The sequence below is a fragment of the Thermogemmatispora carboxidivorans genome (assembly GCF_000702505.1).
GTDB classification, from domain to species: Bacteria; Chloroflexota; Ktedonobacteria; order Ktedonobacterales; family Ktedonobacteraceae; genus Thermogemmatispora; species Thermogemmatispora carboxidivorans.
This window is the reverse complement of sequence record NZ_JNIM01000001.1, coordinates 159,688-184,183: the sequence shown is the minus strand read 5'-3', so window position 1 is coordinate 184,183 and position 24,496 is coordinate 159,688. Positions and strand designations below refer to the sequence as shown.

The 24,496-nt window shown below is 61.5% G+C and carries 19 protein-coding genes; 15 read left to right on the top strand and 4 right to left on the bottom strand.

Annotated elements, in window-relative coordinates; translation table 11 throughout:
- Positions 1-105 precede the first annotated feature (105 nt).
- From N688_RS00685 to N688_RS00630, 13 genes are all read left to right on the top strand, one after another.
- Positions 106-2,289, top strand: coding sequence for a heme lyase CcmF/NrfE family subunit (locus N688_RS00685; protein WP_081838369.1), 2,184 nt, complete (start codon positions 106-108; stop codon positions 2,287-2,289).
- Positions 2,286-2,846 (top strand): cytochrome c-type biogenesis protein, encoded by a 561-nt coding sequence (locus N688_RS00680; protein ID WP_052887485.1) that lies wholly within the window; start codon positions 2,286-2,288, stop codon positions 2,844-2,846. The genes N688_RS00685 and N688_RS00680 overlap by 4 nt, the downstream gene beginning before the upstream one ends.
- Positions 2,846-3,241, top strand: coding sequence for a hypothetical protein (locus N688_RS00675; protein ID WP_052887484.1), 396 nt, complete (start codon positions 2,846-2,848; stop codon positions 3,239-3,241). The genes N688_RS00680 and N688_RS00675 overlap by 1 nt, the downstream gene beginning before the upstream one ends.
- Positions 3,216-4,628 carry a carboxypeptidase-like regulatory domain-containing protein gene (locus N688_RS00670; RefSeq protein WP_052887483.1) on the top strand — a complete coding sequence of 471 codons (1,413 nt, stop codon included), beginning with the start codon at positions 3,216-3,218 and terminating at the stop codon, positions 4,626-4,628. Before N688_RS00675 ends, N688_RS00670 begins: the two co-directional genes overlap by 26 nt.
- A gap of 160 nt (positions 4,629-4,788) precedes the next feature.
- The gene (ccmA, locus tag N688_RS00665) at positions 4,789-5,592 is read left to right on the top strand and encodes a heme ABC exporter ATP-binding protein CcmA (protein ID WP_081838368.1); all 804 of its coding nucleotides are present in this window, start codon (positions 4,789-4,791) and stop codon (positions 5,590-5,592) included.
- The gene (locus N688_RS00660) at positions 5,592-6,278 is read left to right on the top strand and encodes a heme exporter protein CcmB (protein ID WP_052887482.1); all 687 of its coding nucleotides are present in this window, start codon (positions 5,592-5,594) and stop codon (positions 6,276-6,278) included. The genes ccmA and N688_RS00660 overlap by 1 nt, the downstream gene beginning before the upstream one ends.
- Before the next feature lie 69 nt (positions 6,279-6,347).
- Positions 6,348-7,091, top strand: a complete 744-nt coding sequence (gene ccsA, locus N688_RS00655) for a cytochrome c biogenesis protein CcsA (protein WP_081838367.1) — start codon at positions 6,348-6,350, stop codon at positions 7,089-7,091.
- A gap of 114 nt (positions 7,092-7,205) precedes the next feature.
- Positions 7,206-7,352 carry a CcmD family protein gene (locus N688_RS22580; RefSeq protein ID WP_156025230.1) on the top strand — a complete coding sequence of 49 codons (147 nt, stop codon included), beginning with the start codon at positions 7,206-7,208 and terminating at the stop codon, positions 7,350-7,352.
- A gap of 119 nt (positions 7,353-7,471) precedes the next feature.
- Positions 7,472-7,966 (top strand): DUF3054 domain-containing protein, encoded by a 495-nt coding sequence (locus N688_RS00650; protein ID WP_052887481.1) that lies wholly within the window; start codon positions 7,472-7,474, stop codon positions 7,964-7,966.
- Between the two features lie 621 nt (positions 7,967-8,587).
- Complete coding sequence (locus N688_RS00645) at positions 8,588-10,543, top strand: hypothetical protein (protein ID WP_052887480.1); 1,956 nt, start codon at positions 8,588-8,590, stop codon at positions 10,541-10,543.
- 123 nt (positions 10,544-10,666) lie between these two features.
- Positions 10,667-11,848, top strand: a complete 1,182-nt coding sequence (locus tag N688_RS00640) for a DUF2851 family protein (protein ID WP_052887479.1) — start codon at positions 10,667-10,669, stop codon at positions 11,846-11,848.
- Positions 11,845-12,618 (top strand): pseudouridine synthase, encoded by a 774-nt coding sequence (locus N688_RS00635; protein WP_081838365.1) that lies wholly within the window; start codon positions 11,845-11,847, stop codon positions 12,616-12,618. Before N688_RS00640 ends, N688_RS00635 begins: the two co-directional genes overlap by 4 nt.
- A gap of 228 nt (positions 12,619-12,846) precedes the next feature.
- Positions 12,847-14,331, top strand: coding sequence for an ATP-binding protein (locus N688_RS00630; RefSeq protein WP_162179465.1), 1,485 nt, complete (start codon positions 12,847-12,849; stop codon positions 14,329-14,331).
- 145 nt (positions 14,332-14,476) lie between these two features.
- Here the strand turns inward: N688_RS00630 and N688_RS00625 are convergent, their stop codons facing one another.
- From N688_RS00625 to N688_RS00615, 3 genes are all read right to left on the bottom strand, one after another.
- Positions 14,477-17,074 (bottom strand): RelA/SpoT family protein, encoded by a 2,598-nt coding sequence (locus N688_RS00625; protein ID WP_081838363.1) that lies wholly within the window; start codon positions 17,072-17,074, stop codon positions 14,477-14,479.
- Between the two features lie 495 nt (positions 17,075-17,569).
- On the bottom strand, positions 17,570-20,200 hold the full coding sequence (locus tag N688_RS00620; protein WP_081838362.1) for a RelA/SpoT family protein: 2,631 nt from the start codon (positions 20,198-20,200) through the stop codon (positions 17,570-17,572).
- Between the two features lie 438 nt (positions 20,201-20,638).
- Positions 20,639-20,944, bottom strand: a complete 306-nt coding sequence (locus N688_RS00615) for a zinc-ribbon domain containing protein (protein WP_052887475.1) — start codon at positions 20,942-20,944, stop codon at positions 20,639-20,641.
- Between the two features lie 551 nt (positions 20,945-21,495).
- On the opposite strand from N688_RS00615, the gene tgt reads away from it, so the two are divergent.
- The gene (gene tgt, locus N688_RS00610) at positions 21,496-22,734 is read left to right on the top strand and encodes a tRNA guanosine(34) transglycosylase Tgt (protein ID WP_081838361.1); all 1,239 of its coding nucleotides are present in this window, start codon (positions 21,496-21,498) and stop codon (positions 22,732-22,734) included.
- A gap of 32 nt (positions 22,735-22,766) precedes the next feature.
- Positions 22,767-23,585, top strand: coding sequence for a lipoate--protein ligase family protein (locus N688_RS00605; protein WP_052887474.1), 819 nt, complete (start codon positions 22,767-22,769; stop codon positions 23,583-23,585).
- 30 nt (positions 23,586-23,615) lie between these two features.
- Here the strand turns inward: N688_RS00605 and N688_RS00600 are convergent, their stop codons facing one another.
- Entirely contained in the window at positions 23,616-24,491 is an 876-nt protein-coding gene (locus N688_RS00600; protein WP_202901806.1) for a hypothetical protein, read from the bottom strand.
- Positions 24,492-24,496 lie beyond the last annotated feature (5 nt).

Below are 24,496 nucleotides of genomic sequence, written 5' to 3'. Positions count from 1 at the left end.
TATGTGACTATCCTTTGGCTGATCTCTGCTTTCTCTGCCTACCACAATGGCAGCTTGCTTGAGAGACGCCCGCCTGTGGGAGTGTTTCCGAGGGAGAAGAGCGCTGTGTACGTTTCTGATCTGGGCGCGAGCGCTATTCTGTTAGCGCTGCTTTTCGCGATCTATACGCCGGTGGCGGCGGTGGCCGGAGCTCTACGGCAGAGCGAGACCCTGGTGGCAAGCGCGCGACGGGCGACGCTGGCGGTTGCGGCTTTCCTACTGCTGGCTTCTGGAGCGTTGGTCGCCTCGTTCCTGCTGCATGATTTCGGTGTGAGCTATGTGGCGCAGCATTCGAGCCTGAGCATGCCCTGGTACTATGTGACGGCGGCTTTTTACGGTGGTCAGGAGGGTTCACTACTCTACTGGGCATTGACGCTGGCACTGTTCTCGGCCCTCTTCGTGCTGACCTCGCGCCACGCGCCTGCGGCCCTGGTTCCTTATGTTCTGGCTACACTGATGGCCATTGAGACCTTTTTCCTGGTGGTGCTGGCGACGGTCTCCAGTCCTTTCGTGCGCCTTGCCCACCCACCCGCCGATGGCGTGGGCCTGAATCCGTTGCTGATGGACCCGGGCATGCTGTTGCATCCACCGCTGCTGCTGATGGGGTATATGAGCTTCTCGCTGCCTTTTGCCTTTGCGGTGGCAGCCATGATGACGGGCCGGCTCGATAGCGAATGGTTGCGCGCCCTTCGACGCTGGATGCTGGCAGCCTGGACGATCCAGAGCGCCGGCCTGCTGATGGGCGCCTGGTGGGCCTACCATGTGCTCGGCTGGGGCGGCTACTGGGGCTGGGACCCGGTGGAGAACGCGGCCCTCTTGCCCTGGCTGACGGCAACGGCTTTCTTGCACTCGACCATGGTCCAGGAACGCCGCGGCATGCTGAAGGTCTGGAATCTGGCCCTGGTGATCGCTTCTTTCGCTCTGTCGATCTTCGGCACCTTCGAGGTGCGCAGCGGTATTATTAGCTCGGTCCACTCTTTCGCCTATTCGACCATCGGCTCCTATTTCCTGGCTTTCCTGGCGCTGGTGATCGTCTTCAGCCTGGGCCTCTTTCTGTTCCGCCTGCCCCGTCTGCGCGCTGAGCAAGAGTTTGACTCGGTGGTCTCCCGTGAGGGGATCTTCCTGGTGAATAATTTGCTGCTGGTCGGCATCGCCTTCGCCACCCTCTGGGGAACGCTTTTTCCCCTGATTTCGGCGGCTGTGCGCCATGAGGAGATGAGCGTTGGGGCGCCTTTCTATAATCAGGTGACCGGCCCGCTCTTCTTGCTGCTCCTGCTGGCAATGGGGATTGGCCCACTGCTGGCCTGGCGCCGCACGTCGTTCCAGGCACTGCGCCGCAATCTGGGTCTTCCCGCCTTGCTGGCCGCTCTCTGTGCCGCTATTCTGCCTCTGCTTGGCGTGCCGTCACTGTGGGCAAATGTGGCTTTTGCAGTCTGTAGTTTCACTGGCTGCGCGATTCTGTATGAGCTATGGCGTGGGGTGCGGGTGCGCCATCGGCACGGCGAGCCCTATCTGCGCGCACTATTGATGCTCTTTGCGCGCTATCGCCGCCGCTATGGGGGCTATCTCGTCCATCTTGGCCTGCTGATTGTGGCCGTCGGGGTCATTGGCTCGCACTTTTTCCAGCAGCAGAGCGACGCGACGCTGAAGCCAGGTCAGCAGGTGAGTATCGCTGGCTACCAGCTGGTCTATCTGGGCAATATCGAGAATTTCTATCCCGAGAAGGATGTAGTGGTGGCTCAGTTTCAGATCTGGCAGCATGGCCAGCTCCTTCGCTACATCTACCCCGGGCGCCAGATCTACCATAATTTCAGCGATCAGCCGGCCAGCATGATCTCGATCACGACCTACGGGCTGACAGATCTGTATGTCTTCCTGGAGGACTGGCAAGGAGCGGCGCAGGCGACCGTCCACATTTACGTGAACCCTCTGACGGTCCTGGTCTGGCTTGGCGGCCTGATCTTGATCCTGGGTGGCGTCGTCTGCTGGTGGCCAGAGCCGCCCACGCGCTTGCGCTCGGGCCGTCTGGCCCGTCCGCTTACCCTCTCCGAGGGAGCGACCTCCCCAGACCGGTCGCTCATTCAGGCTTCCAAGGCCCCAACAGGCTCCGCCGCAGAAGGAACCGACGACCAGGACCAGGAGCGAGCGGTCGCTGTCTCGGCTCAGGGTGCTGAGCGCGCTGCAACTGCGCGCACGCCAGGCTCACCAGACTTGAAGTCGGCGAAGCCAGAGGAGGAGGTGAGCCAATGAGACGTCTGCCGCTACGCGCACTGGGGCCAGTGCTGGGGCTGCTGCTCGTTGTGACTATCGCCCTTGTTTGGTGGTCTGTCTACCTCTCTCATCCACGAGCAACTACTCTGGATCAGCGGGTGGCCGAGGTGGCTTCTCAGTTGCGCTGCCCCGTCTGCCAGGGCGAGTCGGTGCAGGATTCCCCTTCAGAGCTGGCCCAGCAGATGCGTGCGGTCATTCGCCAACAACTTCAAGAGGGCCGCTCAGAGCAGCAGGTGATCCAGTATTTTGTGGATCGCTATGGGGAGAGGATCCTCTGGAATCCGCCTCGCCAGGGCTTCAGTCTTCTTGTCTGGCTGATCCCACCAGCCGTGCTTCTGGGTGGCGCTGTGTTCATCTTCTTTGTCCTGCGCGAGTGGCGTCAGCGACGGGCGGCAGCTTCTCGCTCGGCTCCGGCTCTGGCTCCAACGGAGAGCACGCCCGACGAGGAGCTGGAACGCTATCGCGCGGAGTTGGAGGCTGAGCTGGCCGCCGATGATCCGCTCTTTTTGCCGTCGCCTGCACAGAGGGGGTTCTGATGGTTCTTCCCGGTTCGCCGCTGGCTCTGCTCTTAGCTGTCCCGCTGGGGCTGCTGGCCCTGGCCCTGGTGCTCTACCCACTGGTACGCCCAGCAAGCTACCAGACAGACACTTCCTTTGAGGTAGGGGGAAACTCGACCGGGGCTACATCCCCAGCTCTGGCCCCTTCTGAAGAGGAGACGGCGGCACGCGCTGCCCTCCAGGAGGTTGAGCTGGAATATCAACTTGGCAATCTGACGGAAACTGACTATCGCTCCTTGCGTGAGCGCTATCTGCGACGCGCGCTGCTCGCTATCAAGGAGCGCCATATGCGCGAAAAGGAACTGGATGCCCTGATCGAAGAGCGATTGCGTCTGTTGAGGGAGGAAGATGTCGGAAGAAGCAACAGTATCTAGCAGTGGCCCTGCTCCTGGGCGCCTGATTTTGACCACCCAGGCCTTCTTGTGCGCGCTCCTTGCGCTGGCCTGGCTCCTGCTACCAGCAGCTCCGGCACAGGCAGCGAGCAGCGCCGGCACGGGCACGATCCGCGGTCATCTGGTCAACGGGACGCATAACAAGGCCCCGGTAGCGGGACAAAGCGTGACGCTGCAAATGGCCCAGGATGGTTCGGCTCGCGACCTGACAACGCTCAAGACCGATAGCCAGGGGGCCTTTCTCTTCAGCGGTCTGGCCACTGCTAGCACGGTCAAGTACGCGGTCTATACCCGCTACCAGGGGGCTCAATATGTCTCTGATCTGGTCGATCTCAGTAAGCAGGCAGGACAGCAGATTGAGCTAACAGTCTACGATGCCACCAGTAACAGCGCGAATCTGGCCGTGGTCCAGGCCACGATTCTGGTTCATGAGCCGGAGGCCAGCAAAGGAACGTTCACGGTTTCGGAGATCTACTTTTTCCAAAATGTGGGACAGACGACCTATGTGGGATCGCTGAATGCCAGCCAGGGGCGCCCCAATGCTTTGCTCTTCTCGTTGCCCCAAGGTGCACGCAACGTGACCCTGGCCCAGGGCTTCAACGGCGTCGAGGCTGTGCAGGTTGCAGGTGGCTTCGCCAGCGATGCGGCGGTACCGCCGGGCGAGACGCAATTTTCTTTCTCATTCGAGGTGCCTTATCAGAGCAGCAGCTACGATTTTGCCTATACCTTCTTCTACCCAACGGTTCAGCTCTCGGTTTTGACGCCTCCCGCCCTGCAGGCCAGCTCGGGGGCGTTGCCATCTAAGGGGCTGATGACAGCCAATAGCCACCCCTACCTGCTGCTGCAAAACCAGAATTTCCGCAGCGGCGACCAGGTTCATATCAAGATGCAGGGTCTGCCTCTGAGCAGCGGCCAGAGCCAAAACAGCGGGCTCTTCCTGGTTCCAACCTGGGTCTGGCTGGTTGGCGGCGTGTTAGTGATGTTGGTGATCATCGTGCTCTCTTCGCTGTTCTACAACCTCTTCCAGCGCAGGCGTGAGGCCAGGCGTCAAGGTCGCCAACATGCCCAGAAGCGCCCGTCCAGCACGAGACCAGAGTCAGCGGTAACCCACCCTCGCGGCAAGAATGAGGCCGAGAGCAGCGAACAGGAGCGCCTCCTGCATCAGTTGCTGGAGCTGGATAAGGCCTTCGAGGAGGGACGGCTGAAGAAGACAGAGTACACCGAAGAGCGAGCCAGGATCAAGGAGCGCCTGCGCGCGCTGATGAGCCTTGAGCAGGAGAAGGAGCGCCGCAGCGGCGCGAAGGAGCGCCAGGCCGTCGAGAGTTCGCGCTCATCTTCTCGCGCTAAACGTCGCCCAGAGAAAAGCTGAGGCCCAGAACCACGCCAGGCTGTTCCTTTGAAGTCTGGCCAGATCAGCCGCCCTGTGTCATGATGGCAACCAGGCTTAGAGCCGAACGCGAACGGTCTGGCCGCTGGAGAGGCAGGGCGCTGGCTAGATAGGCCTAGGATCAGAAGAGAAGCGGAGCGGGATGACATACACTGGCAGCAATGAGCGAAGTAAGCAAACGTCTGGTGAGGGCAGTAGCGAGCAGTCTCTCCTGACCCAGGAGGCCAGGAGACAGGTGACGGGCCGGCCTTTGGTGGAGATTCAGGGGCTGAGTAAGAGTTTCGCCTTTCGCCCGGTGCTGCGCGGGATCGCTTTGAGTCTGTGGGCTGGCGAGCGGCTCGCTTTGCTGGGAGCCAATGGGGCCGGCAAAACGACCCTCCTGCGCATCCTGGCCTGCCTGACGCGCCCTACAGCAGGTCAGGCCCTGGTGGCTGGTCTAGACTGTGTGCAGGATGCCCAGGAGGTACGGCGGTTGGTTGGTCTGGTGGCCCATCAACCCTATCTTTATGAGGAGCTGACCGCTCTGGAAAATCTGCTCTTCTTCGCGCGTATGTATGGGGTAGCCAGGGGACGCGAGCGCGCGCTCTCACTGCTGGAACGGGTCGGCCTGGCTCGACGCGCGCGGGATCGCGTCGGCTCGCTCTCGCGTGGTCAGCTGCAACGCCTGGCCCTGGCCCGCGCTCTGCTGCACAGGCCGCGCCTGCTCCTGCTGGATGAGGCCGAAACAGGGCTGGACGAGGCCGGCACGGCCCTCCTGTCCGCCTTGCTGGCTGAGCATATGGCCGATGGTGGCACGCTGATCCTGACGACCCATCGACCTGAGTTTGCTCTGCAGGAGGCGGACCGTTTGGTCATGCTCAAAGGGGGACGAATCGTCTACCAGGAGGCCACGGCGGGCCTGGATCTGTCCCAGGTGCGCTGGGCCTATCAGGAGGTGGTGGGTTGATGAATAGGCTGAGTGCGCTGCGCCTCTTTTGCAGCCAGGTGCTGGCAATCCTCGGCAAAGATATCCGTTACGAGTTGCGCAGTAAGCAAACCTGGCTGGGGATGGGACTCTTCGCATTGCTGGTCTTTGTGATCTTTAATTTCGCCTTTGATCTGCGCGTCGAGAATCGGGCTGCTGTTGCCCCCGGCGCCCTCTGGGTGGCCTTTGTGTTCGCAAGTTTGCTCGGCCTGGGGCGCACGATTGCCGCCGAGCGCGAGGGCGGCTCTCTGGATCGCTTGCTGCTCTGTCCGGTGGACCGCCGCGCTATCTACCTGGCGAAGTTGCTCGGCAACCTGCTCTTCATCGGCATTGTCGAGCTGGTTGCTTTGCCTATCTTCGCCGCTCTCTTCGCGGTCCCGCTCTTCAGCGGCGAGCTGCTCCCGATTGTCCTGCTTGGGACGCTCGGTGTGGCCACCATCGGCACCCTCTTTTCGGCTATGACCGCCGCCACGCGCGCTCGCGAGCTATTGCTGCCGTTGCTCGTCTTTCCGTTGATTGTGCCGGTTGTGATCGCCGCGGTGCGGGCCACGGGGGCGCTGATGATCGCAGCTCCGAACGAGCCTCCCTGGCTAGGACTGCTGGCCGCCTTCGATGTGATTTTTCTCAGTCTGGCATTCTTGACCTTCTCTTATGTCATTGAGGAGTAACTGAAGCGTGCGTGAGCTGTTGTTGATGAGGAATGGCGGGCCGGCAACCCGCCAGGAGGAATGGAACTTATGGCTGTGATCAATAAGACAGGTACGGCCCTCCAGGAGGCCGCAGCTCCGGTGAGAAGGCCACCCCGGCCCATTGTCTCCTTGCTGCTGGGTACTCTGGCATTGGTGGGCATGATGATCTCCATCTGGGCGATCTTTCTCTACGCCCCTACCGACGCGATCGAGGGCCTCTCACAGCGCATTTTCTACTTTCATGTGCCCGTGGCCTGGCTGGCCATGCTCTCATTCGTGATTGTGGCCCTCGGGGGGGCCGTCTATCTCTGGCGCGCAGACGAGCGCTGGGACTGGCTGGCCCTGGCAGCGGCAGAGTCCGGCGCAGTCTTTACAACCCTGACGCTGGTCACTGGCTCACTCTGGGGCCGCGCGACCTGGGGCACCTGGTGGACCTGGGACGCTCGCCTGACGACAAGCCTCATTCTCTGGTTCCTCTATGTCGCTTATCTGATGCTGCGCAGTTACCTCGGCAAAACGTCTACGAGCGCACGCGCCGGCGCGGTGCTGGCGATCCTGGGCGTGATCGATGTCCCCATCATCTATGAATCGGTGAACTGGTGGCGGACCCTCCACCCCGCAGCGGAGATCGGCACCCCCGGCGCCCTGCCACCTTCGGTCGTGCTGGTCCTGATGCTCGCTCTGGTTAGCTTCACGCTCTTTTACTGCGTGCTGCTCATCCAACTCTACCAGCTGGTGCGCCTCCAACATCTGTCATGGCGACTGCGCGCCCGCCTGCAAGCTGTCGATTAAGGAGGGCACGCCGAGCATTGGCGCTCCTGGCCCTTCAGTTACGGCCCGCAGTCTGTCTATCTGTCTGTTTGCCTGGCACGGAGCCAGGGTCGAAGAAGAGGAGGTTCTGACACGATGGTCTATATGGTTATTGCCTATGCCCTCGTATGGGCCGGGTTGTTTGCTTATCTGGCGTTCGTCTCGCTGCGCATTCGCGCGGTGCGTACCGAGTTAGCGGCGGTTGAGGAGCTGGTGCGCGAGCACGAGGCGCGACACGAGTAGTGGCCACCGCAGTAGACCTGGAAGAGAGACCTGACCCCCCCTTGTTAAAGAGTTGGGTCCCTCTTTTCTTTCCCTTGTGATATGATCTTTGGCATAGATTGCTCAGGAGTAACAAAGTAATGGCAGCAACGGAGAGAAACCTCGAAGAGCCTGGCCAGCAGTCGCCAGGGTCGTCTCCTGCTCCCCTGAAGACGACGCCTGGTTATGTGGCCAACCTGGTGATTGGGGATGTGCTTGTTTTCCTACTGTTTGCCTTCTTTGGTCTGACAAGCCATCATGAGCTAAACGGCGGGGCGCTCTTTTCTCAGATCGTGACGGTCGCCCTGCCTTTCATGCTGGGCTGGTTTCTGGTCGCCCCCTGGCTGGGCGTCTATCGTCGCAAGTTGGAGACAAGCACGCGCCTCATGACGTTCTACACCCTACGTGCCTGGATTATCTCCTGGCCAGTGGCAATGGCCATGCGCTGGCTTTTCGTCGAGCGCACCTATCCTGTGCCACTTGATGCTTTCCTGACGTTCTCGCTGGTGGTTTTCTTCACTGTCCTGGTGCTCCTGATGGTCTGGCGCTGGCCTTTCGCCTGGTATCGGAGCGGGCGGGCCCGCGGTCTTCACTAGCCACTATCCAGCAGGGGCAGAGCCGACTGGACAGTGGGGAAGCCTGGGCTTTTCAGCAGCTCTCGCCCACTTGCCTGCTCCTCTCTGCCCTGTCTGGCAGGGTGTCTGTCTCTGCCTTGTCTGGTTCTCCCCCAGATTTACCAGCGCGGTAGCCTCCAGAAGAGGTCTCTTGCAATCTGGGAGACGATGCGCTATCCTCTCCGAAAGGAGGGTGGGGCACTCACTTACTTACTCACTCGTACTCATTGACTACTCGTCAGCTCATAACCGCAAGCAGATCCTGGCCCAACTCAGGCAGGGGCCGGTGAGGTCTCCGGCCCGTGAAGCGACCCCCTCCCTTTCACCAGCCGCCGCAGGCGCGCCGCGCGCGTAGCAAGCAAGAAAGCTAAGGTAGGGAGATAGCGGCGAGGTAGGCAGCTTGATTGATCGTGTGTCCGGTGGACAGAGAGCTGAATGGTTGGATGGATGAGTTAACCCCAGGAAGAGCGGCGGATTTTCCGACCGGCGCCAGCACAGCCAGGCCAGGCCGAGGGCGCGGGGGCGTTCGCTCATTTGCCTGTTTTCATCCAGCGGCAGTTAGCAGTCTCAGAGAAGAGAGGAACTAGAGGAGAGAAGAGCGCTATGACGCAGGTGCCATCTGACCACGATGAGGCAGGGCCCCAAGAGGCTCTGGTCGACCTGACAAAGAAGCTGCGTAAACGCGAGCGTCGCCTGCTTCAACGCCTGCAGAAGGCCCAGGCCGCGCGCGCGAAAGCGGTCGAGCGCTTGAATCGGGCCCAGGCTCGCTTAGAGAAGCGGACCGCTCGCCTGCAACACCTTGAAGAACGGCTTTCGCTCGTGCGCCAGCAGCTGCAGACCCTGGAAGCGCTGACAGAGGGCGAGCCAGATTCAGCCCCCCAGCCCCAGTCTGAGACAGCCACCAGCACCGCGGAGGCAGAGCGATCCACAGCACAGGATATGAAGCCAGCAGCGGCAACGGGAGCCTCGGCAGAGACCGGGGAGATAGCCAGTGGCAGTGCGGTGCTCAGCGAGCTGCAGGCCTTGACGCATCTGCTCCTTGAGGAGGGCCGTCGCGAGGAACAGCTCCGGGCAGGCTGGGGACGGTCCGGTCTTTCCTCGCCTGCTCCGGCGGATACAGCAAAGGAAGCCGGCGAGAGAAGTTTCGACCAGTCTCCCTCTCCCGCTGCGTTTGAGCCGGAAACCAGCGCCTGGCTCAGCTTTGATCAGGATCAGGATGCGGAGCCTGGAGTGCGCCATGAACCGGATTGGGTCAGTCAGTTAGCAGCAGGCGAGAGCAACGCCGGTCCGACCCCGAAGGAGTCGCTCAGGGAGCTTTCTGCCCATGCTGCCGAGGATGATGCCTCTTCGCAGCGCGCCACAGCGGAGCAGATCAGTCAGCAGCAATCTTTAGCACTGGAGGCCCGCCAGGCTTCGCCGGCGCCATCTGCGGCTGAGCGCCCACACCAGGCAGCGTTGTATGGCTTTGACGAGCCTCCCGACTTACCCGAGGCCGAGGATGACGATGGCGAGGCTGATTTCTCTCCCATGACGCCAGCCGTGCTCGCCTCTTCATTGCTGCCTGCCTCACCCGCCGAATTGGTGCGCGAGGCGCGAGCAGCTGCAGAGGCTGCGGAGGAGGCCGCCAGATTGGCGATCGAGCGGGCCGCTCTGGCGGCAGCTCGCCTTGAGCTGCTGCCATCAGGTCGCCATCTCGTTCAGGAGCTGGCCGAGGTTGAGCAAGCAGTGGCTCAGGCCAGCCATGCCGCCGAGGTGGCCCAGGCAACGGCGCGCGAGGTCGAGCACTGGGCCCAGGCGATTGCTCCAGCAGCGAACCTGGCATCAGCCCCTGCCCAGAGTGGGGCATTCAGCCCACCAGCAGAGGCAGTGAGTCAGCAGGAGCTGCAGAGCGAGCGCGCCCCTGCCGGCGCCGGCGAGGTAGCTGCACCCGCTGGCACCGAGGACGAGGATCTCCTCGCTCCATCAACGACGATTCAGCCTGGCCCGGAAACAGAGCCATCGGAGGCCAGTCCGCTCCCAGAGGAGATGCAGGCAGATCCTGAGTCGGCACCGCCTCACGAGGAAGAGCTGTTCGCGCCAGCAGAGACAGCCTCGTCCGCGATCTCGCTGCAGGCAGAGGCAATAGAGACTCCCCAGCCCGTGGAGGCAGAGGCAATGCCGCCCACTCAGGCAAGCGAAGCGCCAGCGAGCACTGAGGAGATGGCCCTCAGCCAGGTCGGGCCAACAACCTCCTCGGAGGCTACAGTACCTACTGAGGCAGTGGTGACTCCCCCAGAAGCTCCACCGCTTGCCGCCGTTTCGGAAGAGCAAGCAGAGGACAAGGCAGTCGATGGGGAGGCTTCAGCCGCGAGCGAGGCTCTTGAGGAGGCAGCGATTGCAGCGGAAGCGGCAACGACTGCCCATCAAGAAATGGCAGAGCCTGCAGAGAGCGCCATCCCGAAGACCACGGAGGAGGAGGCCACAGAGCAGGCCAGCAGGCAGAAGGAGCCAGAGGATGCAACATCTCTCGCCGAGTCAGCTCCGAGCGGGATCGAGGGGGAGCAGACTGAGGCTGGCTGAGTTCACTGGTGAACAGGTTGACGACGCTGTCTGGACCATCTCCCAAGAGAGAAAACAAGAGAGCAGGCTGAGAGGGCTGTTATGGAAGAGGAAGAGAGGCCACGAAGAGACAGGTCTGTAGCATTGGAGAGAGACACGTGCAGTTCGTCAGCGGTCACTGAGGGTCTGGCCCCAGAGGCGGGCAGCGGCCTTGGCGAGGACGAGGTGGCACGGCGCTGGTGGGCCCTCCAGCCCGGGGCGTTGCTCCCTTTGAGTCAGGGTGGTTCTCTGCTCTTACTCTTTCCAGGGCGCCCCGGTGGCCGCTGCGGACCGGATGTGCGCGACGCCGTCCTCTACGACGGAAGGCGGGAGCTGGTCGGCGATGTCGAGCTGCACGTACGCGCCAGCGACTGGCTGGCGCACGGTCATCATCAGGACGCACGTTACAACGACGTGATTCTCCATGTCGTGCTGATCTGCGATCACTCCACAGCACCACGTCGTCAGGACGGCAGCCTCGTCCCGCTCTGCTCCCTCTACGACGCAGTGATCACGCCTGCCGATCTGCCGCTGCTCCCGCTGGCCGCCGATGGTTCTCCAGCACGCTGGCCCTGCCAGCGCCTCTGGCCGCAGATGACAGCATCTGAACGCGCACACCTGCTGACCGTGGCCGGGACTCTGCGCTTTGAAGAGAAAGCCGCCAGCTTCGTAGCAGCCCTGCACCAGGCAGAAGCCCATCCCCCTTTCTCTGCCTACGACGTCTGCCTGATTACAGCGCTGGCCGAGGGTCTGGGCTATGGGCGCAATCGTCGCTTTTTCCGCGCCTGTGGTGAGCGTCTGCTTGGGTTCACAACCGCTCTGCCCGAGCCAGAGGGGCGGGCCTCGAAGCCACCCCCGTTGGATGCGGCGCGGCTTCGGGCTTTGGGCCTGCTGCTAGCCCGCTGGTCTACAAGGGGCGCCTGGGCTACGCTCCAGCCCGCCCTACACATCGAGAGGCCTCAACGAGCGATCGCCGAGCTGCGGGCTTCTCTGGCGCCCCTCAGCAGAGCGCGCAGCGATATTCTCATCTGCAACGCTGTCCTACCTTTTGCCTACGCTGTCGCCCTGATCGAGGGCAACGAGGTCCTTGCTCATCAGGCCCGGCAGCTCTATGACACGTATCCGGCCCTGCCGTCCAACCAGGTCACACGAGCCATGACTCGGCAGCTCCTCCTCCCCAGCGAGCCGCGGCGCGCCTGTGAGCAACAGGGCCTACACCATATCTATCAAGAAACCTGCCGCGCCAAGCGTTGCGGCATCTGTATGGCAGGCAAACAGTCGCTATGAGCGCATTGACAGACAAAGAGCGCCTCGCTCGCTTTCTGGCGCACGCCGGTGTCGCCTCGCGCCGTCACGCTGAAGCACTCATCTTCAGCGGGCGCGTGCAGGTCAATGGGGAGACCGTGACCACGCCGGCGACACGTATAGATCCCGAGCGAGATAGGATCACCGTCGACGGGCGGCCCATCCAGGCGCCGGCGCACCACCTCTATCTCATGCTCCACAAGCCAGCGGGCTATGTCAGCACCGCCAGTGATCCTCATGGGCGGCCCACAGTGCTCGACCTGCTGCCCGCGGAGCTGCGCCGTTTGCGCCTCTATCCCGTGGGGCGCCTCGATCTGGAGACCACAGGTCTGCTGCTGGTGACCAACGACGGCGAGTTCGCCCTGCATATGATGCATCCCCGCTTTTCGCCAGAGAAACGCTATCACGCACTTGTGCGAGGGTCTCCCTCGCCTGGCACGCTGGAACAGCTACGCCGAACTACCACCGGCACCTGGCTAGAGCTGCGCCTGCACGAGGGACGAAAACGCCAGATCCGGCGCATGCTGTCCAGCCTTGGCCACCCCGTCCTGGAGCTGCAACGGGTCGCCATTGGCCCTTTGACCCTGGGTGACTTACCGCCCGGTGCCTGGCGCCCGCTGACCGAGGCCGAAATCGCCGCCCTCCGCGCTCAGACCAGCCACCTGGCCCCTTTCAGCGCCAGCGCCGCCTCACCTTCGACGACCAGGCCCCAAAAAGGCCGCTCGCGGCCAGCGCCGCCCAAAGATTTCTGACCCCTCTCCCCAGGGAGAGAGAGGAGAGGAGCAGCGCATCTTGCGCCGTCGACGGTTACCCACTGTGCTCAAGAGAGGCTTCCTCTTAAGATAGGAAGACATAGCTTGTATCCCCTGGGTATGGTAAGAGCAAGAGCACAGCAACAAACCATAACAGCGGCCAATACTGGACGAACCTCCCAGCGAGTGCGTCTGCTCTTGACCACAGCCCTGATTGAGAGACCTCCAATGCTCAGAGCGGAGCGGCTTCTAGAGATCATCGAACGCCTTCAACACCTGCCCGCGGAACAAGGGCGGCGCCTGCTCCTTGACTTTCTGCGCCAGGACAGCGCTGCCCGGCGCGTTCTGCTCTTCCTCAGCGAGGAGTCTCCCCAGTCTCTGCGCCTCCTGGCGAGCAGTGGCCGCCCGCCATCGCGCCCCTTTTCTCAGAACGACCGCCAGCAGCAGGCAAGCACTACTGATCTCATTCCCCTGAACGGCCTTTTCGGCAGTGTCATCCGTGCACGGGCCCCCCGCTTCATTCCCTCCATCCAGCAAGAGCCGCAGATCCTACCCAGCGAACGCCGCTGGAGCCGGGGCGCCGGGTGCCTGCTCCTCTATCCCCTTGGTCAGACAGACCAGCTTGCCAGTGCACTCCTGGTCCTCTGCTTCGCCAGTGGCCAGGGCAGGCAGCCTGCTGCCCACCAGAGTGATCCTGCTCTCCTGCTCACGAGCGACCTCTTTCAGCTCTGCCTGACACTGCTCGCGCGCTCTCTGCCTGGCGTCTCATCCCCCGTAGAGGCAGTCGTCTATGAGCAGGCGACTGAGAGCCGGCCCCATCGGCGTCGCAGCAGTGCTGCCGTGGTCGCTACCGCACCGAGACCCCAATCGCCGCCAGAAGGGGCCATTGAAGAAGAGCGAGCGCGTCTTGCCCATACGCTCCACGACGGCCTGGCCCAAGAACTAGCCCACCTCCTTCACGAGCTGGAGGCCGCCAGCCGCTGGCTGGAGAGCCAGCCAGAGGAAGCCAAACGCGCCCTGGCCGAGGCCCAACAGCAACTGCGTCAGAGCCTGGAGCGCCTGCGCGAAACCATTGCAACCCTGGCTCCCGCCCCGCTCGGCGAGGTCAGCTTTGAGCTGGCCCTGCGCTCGTTGCTGGAAGACTTCCAGCGAGCCGAGCCGGCCATCACCCTGGAAGAGAGGATCGAGCAGCCGCTTGCACTCCCTCGCACCCTGGAATCGACAATCTTCCACCTCGTGCAAGAGGCTCTCAACAACGTGCGCAAGCACGCGCAGGCCAGCCGTGTCACCATCAGCATAGAGCATCAGGATGGGACACTCGTCGTCAGTATTGAAGACAATGGGAAGGGCTTTGCGCCAGCGCCAGAACGGCGCGAGGGTGGCCTCCAGCACCAGCTTGGACTCTACTTGATGCGCGCGCGCGTCCAGCGAGCCGGTGGCACCCTGACGATCCAGAGCGCCCCCAGGCAGGGCACACGCCTCGAAGCCCGCTTTCCCCAGGACCGAGACCGAGCCGACTCGCCGCTCACAGCGCGCGAGCGCCAGATTCTGCAGCTCCTCAGCAGCGGAGCCAGCAACCGCGCCATCGCTCAGCAGCTTGCGCTCAGCCAAGAGGCCGTCAAAGCAGAGATTCAGGTCATCAAGCGCAAGCTCAAAGCCCGCAATCGGCTTGAGGCGATAGTCAACGCCCTGCGTCTCCATTGGCTGGAGTAGGATAGGCGGAGCCTCCTCATCCCACCTTGCCTACGGAGAAAGGTGAGAAAGGAGATGCCTGAAGAGAAGAGGAGAAGGAGAAACTATCGGCAGTCTTCCCGATGAATCGAGCGCGGCAGCGGGAGCAAGCAGCACCTCGCCCACCTTAGCGCCTGCGTGTGCGCTTCAAATCGCGTCCCACCTGCAGCACATCCTTCACGCGCTCAAGCCGGGCAATGATGCGCTGGAGCTGCTCCAGACTCTCGATTTCCAGCGTCGCGTTGACCACCACCAACTCGCGCGAGCCATTCGTATGAGTAGACAGAGCCGCCATATTGATGCCCAGCTCAGCAACGGCGCCGGCGATATCGCGCATCAGACCCGGGCGATCGCGGGCCGTCACCACGATCGGCGCCAGATAGTGTGACTGCTCCACCCCGGCCCAGCTCACGGCAATCAAGCGTTCTTCGCTATGCTCGCGGTAGCGGGCGATATTAGGGCAATCGGCCCGATGCACAATTACGCCGCGGCCACGGCTGATAAAGCCCACGATGGCATCACCGGGCAGAGGGCAGCAGCAATTAGCCAGGCGAGTCAGCAGGCCAGAGACCCCATCGACGCAGAGATTGACCGCTGGGGCCTCCTTCGAGCTGCTCGTTGGCAGCAGTGGCTCCTCCTCCTGGTGAGCGCCGTTCTCACGCTCACGTCCATCACGGTCGCGGTCGCGGACCTGCAGATACTCGCCCAGGCGCACCGCCACCCAATGCTGGCGGATCTTATCGCTGCCAATGGCAGCCAGCAGATCCTCAAAGGAAGCCAGGCGCGGCTCGCGCTGCTCGCGCTGAGCATTGTACTCCTCGAGCAAGCGATCCTGCAGATCCTCTGTCAACACCTCGAGTCCGCGGAGGCCGAGGCCCTTCAGTTCGCGATCCAGACGTTCCCGCCCGATCTGGATATTGATATCGCGCTCGTGGGCTTTCAGATAGCGGCGAATATGGCTGCGGGCCGTGGCCGTGCGCGCGAAATTGAGCCAGTCGCGGCTTGGGTGGGCCATGCGACTCGTCGTAATATCGACGATCTCCCCATTCTTCAGCTCGTAGTCGAGGGGGACCATGCGCGCAACCAGCCGCTCGCCATCGCCATCGCCGATCTCCCTAATGATGCGGGCACCGGCGCAGTGATTGCCGATCTCGCTATGGATGCGATAGGCGAAATCGATCGGCGTTGAGCCGATGGGCAGATCCTTGACCTCCCCCTTGGGAGTAAAAACAAAGATCTGCTCCGAGAACGGATCGCTGCGTGACGTCTCAGGTAGCTCAGGCGCGCCACCCTGCGAAGCTCGCAGCTCGCGCTGCCACTCAGCCAGCTGGCGTAGCCAGGTCAACAGCTCCTTGGCCGAAGGAGAAGCGCGGTCTCCCGCATCCTTATAGTGCCAGTGCATGGCCACGCCATACTCGGCGATCTGGTGCATCTCAAAGGTGCGGATCTGAATCTCCACCAGCTGATCATCAACGCAGAAAATCGTCGTATGGAGGGCCTGATAGCCGTTGGGCTTGGGATTGGCAATATAGTCCTTAATGCGGCCCTCTTTAGGCTTCCAGAGGCTATGGACATGGCCCAAGGCCAGATAACAATCCTGGGTAGTCTCCACCAGGATACGGAAAGCGATCACATCATGGATCTGATTGAGATCCAGGCCACGCTGCAAGTCCTCCAGGCTCTCGGTGCCAAGCAGGCTCGGCTGTGTCGGCAGGCCAGCCGCGCGCAGAATCTTCTTGTAGAAGCTGTAGAGGTGCTTAATGCGCCCAGAGACCTCCACATGCTTCAGGCCGATGGCCGCCATCTCGCGGCGCAGAATCGCACAGACTCTCTCCACATAAGCCCCCCACTGCTTTTTCTCGGCCTCCATTTGATCGCGGACCCAGGCATATTGCACGGGCTGCAAGATCTCGAACGCCAGGTCCTCCAGCTCACACTCCACGCGCGACATCCCAAGGCGACCCGCCAGCGGCGCATAGATCTCGCGCGTCTCCCGCGCCATTGTCAGCCGCTCTTGAGGATCATACTGGAAAGCGGGATCGCGCAACATGCGCATCGCATGCAAGCGGTAAGCCAGCTTCAGCAGGACCACCCGCGGATCATCGGACATAGCCAGAAACATCTTGCGGACCGTCTCCGCCTGCTGATGCTGCAGAGCATCACGGTTGCGTCGCTTGCGGTTCTCGCGGCTGCTCTCCACCTCGACGCGGCTCGCCGGCAAAAGCTGAGCGCCAACCTGTTTCTTGCGCTCCAGAATGTTGAGGCGCAGCATGCTGCTCACGACCCGCGCTACGGGCTGCCCCAGCTCCTCGGCCACGCGCTCCAACGAGAGCAGCTCAGCATCAACCGCCTCGAAAATCAGGCCCGCAGCGACGCCGATGGCATCGATGCGCATTTCAGCCAGGATCAAGGCCACAGCCAGCGCATGCTCCAGGGGAGGAAGAGCCCGCTTTCCTCGAACACCACGACAGCGCTCCTGCGCCAGGTACAGAGCATGCTGCACCTGCTCAATCTCAGCGGGCGACATGTATTCCCGGACGCGAGCCAGCAAAGTTTCTGCCGCACGCTCGTCGGGGGGCTTCTCTCCAACGGCAGTGGTCAGACCTCCGCCGGCCTCCACTCTCCCTGGCGCTCCCGCCGCAGGCACGGACAAGCGCCCTCCCAACTGCCGGTCTGACTCAGGCTCGATCGTCATCTCGACCATGTGCACATTTCTATATTTCATGCAGAAAACTGCAGGATATGGTCCCGAGCAGATTCACTTATCGTTCTTCCAGGGTGGCTTTGCAAGAATCGTCAGAGGCCCTGCTACCATCCTTTTTTGCCCATGTGCTCCTTCACACTTACCTGGCAGCATCCCGGGCCTAGAGTTCCACAGGTTCTAGCAGTACATCCTTTCAGATTATAGACCTTGCAGATAGCGTTGTCTAGCTACCCTCAGCAAGCATAAACCCCGAGGAAGTCCCTGCTAGCGCGCGACCAGAGCGAGCTCGGTTCAGCTAACGAAGATAGCCTCTCTCGAATCAACCCAGGGTAAAGAGTACCATCACATCAGGGAGGGAAAAATGGCTCGCAGCCAGCCAGCCTGGCTTAGCTCAGACGGGTTCGCCCAGTCACAGAGAAAGGAGCCTCGTCTGTCAAGCGAGAAAGAAGGCCAACAACAGGCTGGTCACCCCAAGGCGTTCCGCCTGCTCACTGCTCAGGATGGCGCTACATCAGATTAGCCAAGTGGCCCAGAAAGCGTGCTCTCTTCGCTCGCGCGGCTGTTGATTCTGCCATTTTGGCCGGCCCGATGCCCCAGGTTGCGCCGTACGCTGACAACGCTTTTGACCTGCAGCAAGCGTTTGAAAACGCGCTCGATCTGATCCACCGACTGAATCTCCATCGTGGCCGTAATGACAGCCTTTTGCAAGGCCGGATTCGTCGTTGAGGAGACCGCCGTCATATTGATGCCAGCGTCGCTGACCACTGCTGCTACATCGCGCAGGAGGCCAGCCCGGTCACGGGCCACAATAGTGATCGGGGCGAGATAGGACTGCGTCTTGACCTGCGACCAGTCCAGATCAAAGATCCGGCCTTTGACACGCTCGCGGAAGCGCTGCAGCGTCCGGCAATCCTGCCGGTGCACGATCAATCCCTTATTCGGACTCAGAAAACCAGCAATAGCGTCCCCCGGTAGGGGACAACAGCAATGAGCGAGGCGTGTGGCTACGCCAGAGGTCGGAGGCCGCTCGCTGGTCTGCGCCTCCGCACCCAGTACAAATGAGCGATGGCCGTTGAGTGCCGGGCCGGCAACCACAGCCGGCCCCAAGGGGTTGGCTGCTTTGGCGGCAGCTTCGACCCGCCGCAACGCCCCACGCTCGTGCAAGACTGGCAGCAGCTGCTCGACCAGGTCCTCCACCGGCAGATCGCCCCGCCCGAGCGCCACATAGAGGGCTTCCACCGACTGATACTTGCGCGCGCTCGCCAACGGCAGCAGCTCCTCATCGCGCAGAGCCTCAAGGCCCGCCGCTCCCGCCGCCTTGAGGGCCAGATCCAGCCGCTCGCGTCCAAGCTGCAAATTGATCTCGCGCTCGTGGTTCTTCAGGTAGCGCTTAATCTTGGTGCGCGCATTGGCAGTCCGCACAAAGGTCAGCCAGTCGCGTGTCGGATGAATCGCCTGGTTGGTTACAATATCGACGATCTCACCGCTCTTCAGCTCATAATCCAGCGGGACCAGGCGGGTGACCAGGCGCTCACTGTCGCCCAGGCTGGTGATGATGCGGGCCCCCGCGCAGTGATCGCCGATATCTGTATGGATGCGATAGGCCATATCGACCGGAGTCGATCCGCGGGGAAGATCCTTAATTTCCCCCTTGGGGGTAAAGACAAAAATCTGCTCCTGAAAGATGTCGCCCTTGACGGCCTCGATGAAATCGTCGGCGCTCTGCGGCAGCTCACGCTGCCACTCGCGCAGCTGCTCGATCCAGGCGACCATCTCGCGATAGGAGAGGCGAGAGCCGCCGCGCTCGCGCAGATACCAATAGCTGGCGATTCCATAGTCTGCGGTACGCTGCATCTCGTGGGTGCGGATCTGGATCTCGGCGAGGTGATCATCGAGGCAGAAGACCGTCGTATGGAGGGACTGGTAGCCATTGACCTTGGGGGTAGCGATATAGTCCTTGATGCGCCCATCCTTTGGTCGCCAGAGGGCGTGGATATGGCCCAGGGCCAGATAACAGTCGTGGTCGCTATCAACCAGGATACGGAACGAGACGAGATCATGCAGCTGGCTGACCTCGCCGCCACTCTGCAGCAGCTTGCGGTTGATACTGGCCAGATGCTTCTGCCAGGCCAGGACCTCAGCCTGGATCTCAGCGCGGCGCATCTCCTCCTCAATAGCGCTACAGACGGCATCGACATACGGCTGACGCTTGCGCCGCTCCTCCTCGACTTCACGCGCCAGGCGCTCGTAGCGCTCTGGCTCCAGGTAATAAAAAGCCAGATCCTCGAGCTCAGCCTGTACCAGGCCCATCCCCAGCCGTCGCGCCAGGGGGGCATAGATCTCGCTCGTCTCGCGGGCAATAATCTGCTGCTTGGCCGGCGGCATCGCGCTGAGCGTACGCATATTATGCAGGCGGTCGGCCAGCTTAATGACGACCACGCGCGGGTCTTCGGCCATTGCCAGGAGCATCTTACGCACCGTCTCGGAGCGCAGGCGACTCTTCAGGTCGCGCCCGGCCTCCTCTGAGCGCTCTGCTTCGGGGGCAGGCGCACATGGCCCGCTGCCGGGCGTGGAGCCAGAGCCAGGCTTGCCGGCCAGAGCATCGAACTTCGTCACGCCATCCACAATGGTCGCCACCGCCGGGCCGAACCGGGCCCGTACCTCCTCCAGGGTGTAGTCGCTGTCCTCAACGACATCATGGAGCAAGGCGGCCACAATACCATCGGCGTCGATGCGCATCTGAGTCAGGATGAGCGCCACCGCCAGCGGATGCTGAATATACGGCTCACCCGAGCGGCGCCGTACCCCCATATGGGCCCGATTCGCCAGCTCGTAGGCCCGCTCGACCTTCTCGACGTCCTGTGGCGAGAGATAAGCCCGCGTCTCCGCCAGCAATTGCTCAAGGGCATCGCCCTCCAGATGCCCATCAGAGGGCTGATATGGATAGATCACCGTCCAGGTTCGCTGTCGCTGCCCTTGCCGATGCCGATTCTGGCTGGCGGCATCTGGGGCTGCAGTGATGAGTGTCTCGGTGTCCACGCTCATATCTGGGGAAACCATTGACGCCACGAGTCGGCCATCAGTTCCCTCTGGCCCCATCAGGGTACCCGCCTCATGCCGGCTTCCATTGTGTTCACGTGAATCCATATCTGGGTACCCGATCCTCTGCCTGTGCGTATACTGTTCAACAAATTTCGCTGGCCGTTGAGAAATGTTAGACACCAGTCAGTGTATTACCTTGTAATTATAAGGTGCAAGGCATTACTGTCAAGCTGTCGACGGCGTGCACCAATAACTGATGAAAAGAAAGAGACAAGGCCAAGAGCAGCCCTTGGTCTTGTCCGTGAAGCAGATAAATTGCGACAATGATTCCTACGTTCCAGGATCACCGTCCCTCACAAGAGCGCGAGCCACAAGCAGAGCCGCGCAGTGGAGGGAGGGGCACAAGAGGGGATCGTTACCTTACCCCTGTCTCTCCTGCGGTCCTGGCCGCCTCACAGCCGGGATGCAGGCAATGAACCTGGCTGGCCAGCCAGACCGGCTCGTCCGAGTAGGGACTGATCCGACCGAGGCGGACGTCGCTGGCTAGCGTCGCGCCACGCGCGCTTTATCATAGCAGCTGCTGCAGTAGACAGGCCGGTCGTTGCGCGGAAGGAATGGCACTTTGGCCTCCTGCCCGCACTCGGCGCAGATCACCGTGTGCATCTCACGCGGGGCGCGCTCGCTCCGGCTGCCTCCTCCCGCTGCCTGACGCCGCAAGGCCCGACAGGACGGGCAACGTGCAGGCTGGTTCAGCAGGCCCTTTTGCTGGAAAAACTCCTGTTCTCCTGCTGTGAAGATAAATTCGTTTCCGCAATCACGGCACTTGAGAGTTTTGTCGACGAAACTCAACCAAGGACCTCCTTAGTGGTATGGTCGGTAACCTTTCAGGTCCATTCCTGGCCTCTGTCACCAGTCTGTTCGTCGCCCTGAGCAGCGTGGGACCCATGCCTGATGGCACTGTGCGCAAGACCAGTCTCGGATTACCGCTTGAAAGCATACACCAACTTTTGCTGTTTTTCAAGTGATTCTAGTCCCAATCAGTCAGCGTTTTGATATTTTTACGCGCTTTTCATGTGAAGTGGACGGCCTTACATTCGTTTCACGATGTTCCTCGCTTTGTCAAAAAGGAGCAGCTGCACAGCCCGGCCAGGCAAGAACTGGCGCAGGGCGAGACGTTGCGTAAACCCTGCCGATTCGCTATACTCTCTCAACAGAGGAGTCGCGCCCGGCAGGGGGGTGAGCGGCTGCCTGGCTCAGGTCAGGAGCGCTGGCCAGGGCCGCCGCTTGCTGATTCGAAGCTGCGTCAACTCAACCCGGTTCCAGCAGGACGTGGCAGACTTGACTGGTCTGGGCCGGCCCCCTCTCATCAGGCAAGCTCGTTGTTGCGAAGGGAGTGGCCAGTGGACGCTTTCGCGGCTCATTCCGGCCCGTTTGCTTTTACGATCGATGTCGAGAATCCTCCAGTGCCGTCGGCCCCAACCTGGGCCCGCGCCTGTACGCTGCAGACCCCCCACGGCTTGATTCAGACGCCGATCTTTATGCCCGTTGGCACGCAGGCGACGGTCAAGTCTCTGACCCCCGAGGAGGTGCAGGCCGCAGGCGCGCAGATTATTCTCGCCAATACGTACCATCTGATGCTGCGCCCCGGCTCACAGTTGATCGACAGTTTCGGCGGACTGCATGCTTTTATGCGCTGGCCCGGCCCAATACTGACCGATAGCGGCGGCTTCCAGGTCTTCAGTCTGGGCCACCTGCGCACGCTCACCGAGGAAGGCGTGACTTTTAAGTCGCACCTGGATGGCTCGCTGCACTTACTGACTCCTGAGCGCGGCTTGCAGATCGAGGCCGAGCTGGGCGCCGATTTCGTCCTGCCCCTGGATATCTGTAGCGGCTACCCCTGTACGCCCCAGGAGGCCCGCCAGGCTATGGAGCGCACTCACCGCTGGGCCCTGCGCGCCCTGGAAGCCTTCACACAGCATCCACATCGCCCAGAGCGTCCCCAGGCCCTCTTCGGTATCGTCCAAGGGGCTTTCGAGCCTGAGCTGCGCCAGGAGAGCGCTCGCTTCATCGGCTCCTTGCCTTTCTTCGGCCTCTCAATTGGGGGCCTGTCGGTCGGCGAGCCGAAAGCCCTGATGTGGGAGCTGCTGCGCGCGACAACGCCCGCGCTGCCGCGCGAGAAGCCGCGCCATTTGCTGGGAGTCGGCTCCCCAGAGGACCTGATTATGGGGATCGACCTGGGCATGGATCTCTTCGACTGCGTGCTGCCAACACGGGTGGCACGCCACGGCGGCCTCTTTACGCGCTACGGACGGGTGAATATTAAGCGCTCCCGCTTTCGCACAGAGCACGGGCCGGTCGAGGAGGGCTGCGATTGCTATACCTGTCGCAACTATAGCGCTGCCTACCTGCACCACCTGGCTCGGGCAGAGGAGCAGCTCTACTATCGCCTGGGGAGCATCCACAACCTGCGCTTCATGCTGCGCCTGGCCGCGGAGGCACGGGCGGCGATCCTGGCCGGAACCTTTCCAGCTTTCCGCGATGCTTTCCTGGCTAACTATGTGCCAGCCTCGGAGACGGCCCGCGAGGAACAGCGAGCGAAGTGGCTGGCCCGGACGGCCTCCCGCGCAACGTCGTCCTAAGCCCGGTTTGGAGAGAAGAAGGATAGCAGCTTATGGCCGAGACGTTTCGCTTTCTCGATAGCGGTGTACATGATGCGGCCCTGAATATGGCCGTCGATGAGGCCATTCTCATTCACCATTTGCGCGGCGAGGCGCCGCCAACCTTGCGAGTTTTCCGCTGGTCACAGCCGTCGATCTCGCTGGGCCGCTTTCAGAACGTGGAGCGCGAGATTCTCAGCGATCTTTGCCGCGAGCGCGGCGTGGCTCTGGTGCGCCGTCCAACAGGGGGCCGTGCCGTCTATCACCGCGACGAGTTCACCTACAGCATCGTGATCAGTCGCCGCTATGGAGTGCCTTCCGGGGTGGTGGCAGCTTATACCTACCTGGCCCGCGGCCTGTTGGAGGCACTGGCCTTGCTCGGAGTACAGGCGGAGATCAGCGACGGTCGCGTGCAGAAGCATCCCTCGGCGGCTTGCTTCGCTTCGTCAACTCAGGCCGATTTGACAAGCGGCGGCTACAAGCTGGTGGGCAGCGCCCAGGTCTGGCGCGAGGATGCCCTGCTGCAGCAGGGTTCACTGCCTCTGGATGATCGCGCCGAGGAGTTCTATGGACTCTTACGCTTCCCCGATGAGGCAGCCCGGGCCGAGGCCCTGGCCTTTTATCGCCAGAAGACGCAGCCGCTACACGCTTTCGCGCCAGACGTAAGCTGGGAGCAGGTAGCAGAGGCTTTCCGCCAGGGCTTCGCTCAGGCACTGGGACAGGCCTTTGTGCCGGGCGAACTGAGCCGCTCCGAGCTGGAGCTGGCCGAGCAGCTCGTGGTCGAGAAATATAGGAAGCTGGAGTGGCGCAAGGAGCGCGTGACTCTGGTCTGAGCTGCTTTTGCTCCTAAGCTCGCCTGCCCTTCAGCAAAAAAGAGGGAGCTGTATCGCTTGATATTTGCGATTTTGAGGCTCCTTCGGCGGATAGAACACGCCAACAATTATAAAAGGATTCTGGCTTATCTTGTGATAGTGCCAGGTCGTCCCCAAAAAGAGATAGATGTCTCTCTTCGAGCAGAACTCGTCAAGATACTTCTGGCGCACGAGACGATTCGCCCCGGCTTCATCGCCCTGTGTCTCCTTCAAGCACTTCCAGTACAGCGCGCCAAGCTCCCAATCTTCTATAAAGAGCTTGCGTGGATTTGTGTCCCCCTTACTCACAAAGACATAGGAGTACTTGTAGGGAAGCTTTCTGATTGGAACTCTTCTCTTTACCTTCCCAGTTCTATCTATATCCAACAGATTGCTCTGTAAAAAATAATCGTTCCATTTCGGCTTCCAGTGGCGGCTCGTTGACTCGATCTTGAAGTCGATGATCTCCCGAGGCTTGAGCACAGCGAGCGAACGTAGCTGCGGGCCTTTGGCCAGGTCGATGATCTCGGACATCGAATCGAAGACCTCCCGAAGCACATAGCTCTTTCGCTCTCTCCAGCCCTTAGAGCTAGCCGATATATGGCCGTCGAGAAAGATTGGTTCTTCAAGATTATGGAGGGGCCGATAGCTCTCTGGACGAAAATCTTTGACGTTCTTGACAAGACTAAGGCGAATCCATTCGAATTTACGATATTGTCGATCATAAGGAAGACTACGGAATGGTATGGGATAAATGCGTATCCACTTGCCATTTTCAAGGACGCCTGCGGTACACACCAGCTCCTCGTACTTGTTAGAGGGGAGAGGGTAAGCTTTGACAGCGATCAGCACACGTGCATCCGGCAGTGTCTCGGGCAGATACATCATTGCCT

Coding starts and splice junctions, on each gene's coding strand:
- N688_RS00675 (WP_052887484.1), top strand. CDS start 2,846: ATGGTTCTTCCCGGTTCGCCGCTGGCTCTGCTCTTAGCTGTCCCGCTG.
- N688_RS00620 (WP_081838362.1), bottom strand. CDS start 20,200: ATGGATTCACGTGAACACAATGGAAGCCGGCATGAGGCGGGTACCCTG.
- N688_RS00630 (WP_162179465.1), top strand. CDS start 12,847: ATGCTCAGAGCGGAGCGGCTTCTAGAGATCATCGAACGCCTTCAACAC.
- N688_RS00670 (WP_052887483.1), top strand. CDS start 3,216: ATGTCGGAAGAAGCAACAGTATCTAGCAGTGGCCCTGCTCCTGGGCGC.
- N688_RS00635 (WP_081838365.1), top strand. CDS start 11,845: ATGAGCGCATTGACAGACAAAGAGCGCCTCGCTCGCTTTCTGGCGCAC.
- N688_RS00660 (WP_052887482.1), top strand. CDS start 5,592: ATGAATAGGCTGAGTGCGCTGCGCCTCTTTTGCAGCCAGGTGCTGGCA.
- N688_RS00645 (WP_052887480.1), top strand. CDS start 8,588: ATGACGCAGGTGCCATCTGACCACGATGAGGCAGGGCCCCAAGAGGCT.
- N688_RS00605 (WP_052887474.1), top strand. CDS start 22,767: ATGGCCGAGACGTTTCGCTTTCTCGATAGCGGTGTACATGATGCGGCC.
- ccsA (WP_081838367.1), top strand. CDS start 6,348: ATGGCTGTGATCAATAAGACAGGTACGGCCCTCCAGGAGGCCGCAGCT.
- N688_RS22580 (WP_156025230.1), top strand. CDS start 7,206: ATGGTCTATATGGTTATTGCCTATGCCCTCGTATGGGCCGGGTTGTTT.
- ccmA (WP_081838368.1), top strand. CDS start 4,789: ATGACATACACTGGCAGCAATGAGCGAAGTAAGCAAACGTCTGGTGAG.
- N688_RS00650 (WP_052887481.1), top strand. CDS start 7,472: ATGGCAGCAACGGAGAGAAACCTCGAAGAGCCTGGCCAGCAGTCGCCA.
- N688_RS00600 (WP_202901806.1), bottom strand. CDS start 24,491: ATGATGTATCTGCCCGAGACACTGCCGGATGCACGTGTGCTGATCGCT.
- N688_RS00625 (WP_081838363.1), bottom strand. CDS start 17,074: ATGAAATATAGAAATGTGCACATGGTCGAGATGACGATCGAGCCTGAG.
- N688_RS00680 (WP_052887485.1), top strand. CDS start 2,286: ATGAGACGTCTGCCGCTACGCGCACTGGGGCCAGTGCTGGGGCTGCTG.